Below are 4199 nucleotides of genomic sequence, written 5' to 3'. Positions count from 1 at the left end.
TGAGCTCCTCCCCGAAAATCGGACAGTGACGGAAGCTACTATCTGACGTCTGCTGGTCTCTAAGAACGAGGAGATCAGAACATGTCGAAACGCAGGAACCATGACGCGGGCTTCAAGGCTCGCGTGGCGCTGGAAGCCCTGAAGGGCGAGCGCACGGTGTCGGAGCTGGCCGCGGAATACGGCGTGCATCCGACCATGATCCATCAGTGGAGCGAGCCATTGTGCGCCATTGGTTCAAGAACAATGGCGAGCGCGCTGCTTGAAGGCGCATCTGACATTTTCGAGCGCGGCGGGAAGAAGAAGGCCGAGGTCGACGAGGAGACGGTGCGGTCGCTTCACGCCAAGATCGGGGAACTGGCCGTCGCCAACGATTTTTTGTCCAGAAAGCTCAAGCCTTGGACCGGCAAGTGAGGCGCGGGATGATCGAACGCTCTCACCCCACGCTGTCGGTCGGGGCGCAATGCCGCCTGCTGTCGATCTCGCGGTCGTCGTTCTACTACGCACCGCTGGGCGAGACCGCAGTGAACCTGGCGCTCATGCAACTGATCGACCGGCAGTTCCTCGAAACCCCGTTCTACGGCGTCCAACAAATGACCTGGCACCTGCAGAACGAGGGCCACGCTGTGAACGTGAAGCGTATCCGGCGGCTGATGCGGCTCATGCGTTTGATGCCGATTTATCAGAAGCCGAACACCAGCAAACCGGCCAAGGGGCACAAAACCTACCCCTACCTGTTGGGTGGCCTGCGGGTGGAACGGCCCAACCAGGTCTGGTGCGCCGACATCACGTACCTTCCGATGCGGCGGGGCTTCCTCTACCTGGTTGCCATCATGGACTGGTTCACCCGCAAGGTGCTGACTTGGCGCATCTCGAACACGCTCGAAGCCGACTTCTGCGTCGAGGCGCTGAACGAGGCGGTCCACCGCTTCGGCCCGCCCGAGATCATGAATACCGATCAGGGGTCGCAGTTCACGTCCTTCGCCTGGACCGACCGGCTGAAACGGATCGGCACCCGGATCTCGATGGACGGCAAGGGCCGGTGTCTCGACAACATCTTCATCGAACGCCTCTGGCGGTCCCTGAAGTATGAGTGCGTCTATCTGCACGCCTGGGAGACGGGCTCGCAGGCGAAGGCCGGGGTTGGCCAATGGATCACCTTCTACAACCACCAGCGGCCTCACGCCGCCCATGGCGGACAGCCGCCCGCCGTGGTCTACTTCAACCAGATCGAAACCGACCAGCAGGGGCAGAGAGTAGCTTAAACCACCCCGGAAACTGGCCAAAAGATGGGGAGTAGCTCAGAAAGGATCACTCATGTACCCCTTGAACCCCGAACAACAGCAGGTCAAAATTCAGATTGAAAACATGCAGCCCGGTGATCGGCTGATCATCTCCGGACGCGCTGGCAGTGGCAAAAGCTTTGCTATCACGGTAGCGCTGGAAGGCAAAAATGTATGGTTCATGGCGCCGACACATCCTGCTTGTGAGGTGCTGAAACAACAAGTGACTAGCAAGAACCATAAGGTTTCCACCGTCTATTCTGCGATCGGGTGGTACCAAGAGCGAGACGCAAACCTCGGTCAGCGGGACCGATACACTCGTGCATCGACTGTGAAGCGCCGAGAAGCCAAGGCCAAGCAGCTCGCACACCTATGCTTTTCAAACATCGAGTACATCGTGGTTGACGAGTTCTCTATGTTGAATGCGTTCCTATTCGAAGCGATTGAGGAGTACGCCACGGCATTCAACGTGAAGCTCATCTACTCCGGGGATCCTTGTCAGCTTCCGTCTCATGATGGCAAAATGGTTGTGCTTGATCAGGACTATCCCATGGTCATGCTGGAAGGTAGCGTCCGCTTCTCGAAGCACAGCGCTATCTATGCTCTCGCCGAGAATCTTCGATATCTGATCGATCACCATCCCGATGCCGAGCTGCCGTGCATCTATGCTGATCGAGAAATTCAAGTCGTAACCGGTCACGATTTTAAGAACCAATTGTGTCAGGCGTATGATAGAAAAGATGAATTCCTGGCAGTAACTTACTGCAACAAAAGGCTTTCCAAGCTACGAGGGGCAGTTAGGCCTGCGCAAAGTGCCGAACTTTGTCCAGGTGATGTCGTATCAAGCAAGCGGACTGACTGTCTGTTCAAGAACGGTGAGCAGCTAGTCATACATTCTGTCGAGAAGGATCGGCTGGAGTACACTGGGTTGCTCTCGCACGGCTATCCCGATGGGAAAATCTCTATTTCGGGCAAACGCTTGCGTTTTGAATCTGACGAGCGCACAGCCTTCATTCCAGATGATCCTACGAAAATGAAACGTCATGAAGCTCGGGTAAAAACACTGTGCGATGACGGGGAGATCACGCCAGACGTAGCAATATCCATCTTCGCTTGGCTCAAAATTATGAACGCCTTCGAGCTGAGCAATTTGTCTACGGTTCACAAGTCACAAGGTCGGACCGTAGACACAGTGTTCATAGACACTGCATTCGTCTTGCGACGCCCAGACAACATGACGCCGTTAGAACACAAGCGCCTGCTCTACACAGCCATCACCCGAGCCCGAAAGCAGGTGATCTTCTACGAGATGCAGGGCCTCTGCGAACGGGCGCAAGACGAAGTGGTGGTGCCTCTCCATCGGCCTCTGGAACCGCTAGCAGCCTAAACCACTTCCCCGTCCGAGCATCCTTTTCTGGGTGTTCGGGCGGGGCTTCCTCCCCGTTTTTTTCTAGTTGCCTAGACAGCCGCTTCCCCCGTTCGGGCCTACTTATCCTCACCCCCCCTCTATTCCTTCTCCATTACTCATACCTGTTTTCGGGGAGTAACGCGCGAAAGTTGGTGATGCCCTAAGGGGCGGCATATCATGGCGGTGTTCAGACGCCGTCAATTCTCAGCCGAGAAAGGGATATGCCACATGTCAGAGACTACCATCGCCACGCTGCCCGATCCATCGGGCTTTTCGCCGGATCCATTGACGGACCTCATACGCCAAGGCGCGCGCAAGCTGATCGAGCAGGCGGTCGAGGCAGAACTGGCCACGCTTCTCGCCACCTTCGCCGAGGACAGGTTGGCAGACGGCCGTGCCAGGCTGGTCCGGCACGGACATCTGCCGGAGCGCGAGATCCTGACCGGGATCGGGCCGGTCGCTGTGAGGGTGCCGCGTGTCCGTGACCGCAAGCCTGGCGAGGGCAAGGTTACCTTCACGCCCAGCATCCTGCCGCGCTACCTGCGCAAGGCCAAGTCGGTCGAGGAACTGCTGCCCTGGCTCTACCTCAAAGGGGTTTCCACCGGCGATTTCGGTGAGGCGCTGGCCGCTTTGCTTGGGCCGGACGCCAAGGGCCTGTCGGCCAAGACCGTCACTCGCCTGAAAGCCGACTGGTGGTCCGAATACGAGGCTTGGGAAAAGCGCGATCTCGGACCCCGGAGGTTCCTCTACATCTGGGCCGACGGCGTCTACTTCAAACCGCGCATGGCCGAGGAAAAGCAATGCGTCCTGGTCATCGTCGGGGCGGATGAATACGGCCGCAAGGAACTGCTGGCCATGACCGACGGCTTCCGCGAAAGCACCCAGAGCTGGCGCGAGGTGCTGCTCGACCTCAAGCGCCGTGGCCTGAACCAAGACCCGAAGCTCGCGATCGGCGACGGTGCCCTCGGCTTCTGGACGGCCCTGCGCGAAGTCTTCCCCACGACGCAGGAGCAGCGTTGCTGGTTGCACAAGACCATGAACGTGCTGAATGCGTTGCCGAAGTCGGTGCAGCCGAAGGCCAAGGCTCACCTGCACGACATCTGGCAGGCCGAAACCCGGGCCGCCGCGACGGCCGCCTTCGACTTTTTTGTCGATGCCTATGGCGTGAAATGGGACAAGGCGGTGGCCAAGCTGGTCAAGGACCAGGACGCGCTGCTGACCTTCTACGACTACCCGGCCGAGCACTGGAAACATATCCGCACCTCGAACCCAATCGAGAGTACTTTCGCCACCGTCAGACACCGGACGAAACGTACCAAGGGCTGCCTCAGCAGGAAGACCGGATTGGCCATGGCATTCAGGCTGATGATGGCCGCGCAGAAGAAATGGCGGAAGCTCGACGGCCGGAACCGCCTGCCTGAGGTCATCAGCGGGGTTGAGTTCCGCGATGGCATCCGCCACCTTCAAGCCGCCGCCTGATCAAGCGTCACCAACTTTCGCGCATATTTCGT

3 protein-coding genes are annotated in these 4199 nt (G+C 58.5%); all 3 read left to right on the top strand.

Features of this window, described 5'->3' with window-relative positions:
- Positions 1-81: 81 nt before the first annotated feature.
- The 3 genes from ACP159_RS25570 (at position 82) to ACP159_RS25560 (ending at position 4167) form a co-directional block, all read left to right on the top strand.
- A protein-coding gene (locus tag ACP159_RS25570; RefSeq protein WP_425098180.1) for an IS3 family transposase occupies positions 82-1262 on the top strand; the annotation gives its coding sequence in 2 pieces (ribosomal slippage) (positions 82-379 and positions 379-1262; 1182 coding nt in all).
- 52 nt (positions 1263-1314) lie between these two features.
- The gene (locus tag ACP159_RS25565; protein ID WP_425102497.1) at positions 1315-2667 is read left to right on the top strand and encodes an ATP-dependent DNA helicase; all 1353 of its coding nucleotides are present in this window, start codon (positions 1315-1317) and stop codon (positions 2665-2667) included.
- 249 nt (positions 2668-2916) lie between these two features.
- Entirely contained in the window at positions 2917-4167 is a 1251-nt protein-coding gene (locus ACP159_RS25560; protein WP_425098683.1) for an IS256 family transposase, read from the top strand.
- Positions 4168-4199: the final 32 nt, after the last annotated feature.

This window comes from Tropicibacter sp. S64, from assembly GCF_049803835.1.
Classification (GTDB): domain Bacteria; phylum Pseudomonadota; class Alphaproteobacteria; order Rhodobacterales; family Rhodobacteraceae; genus Pacificoceanicola.
This window is presented reverse-complemented; position numbering and strand designations above follow the sequence as displayed.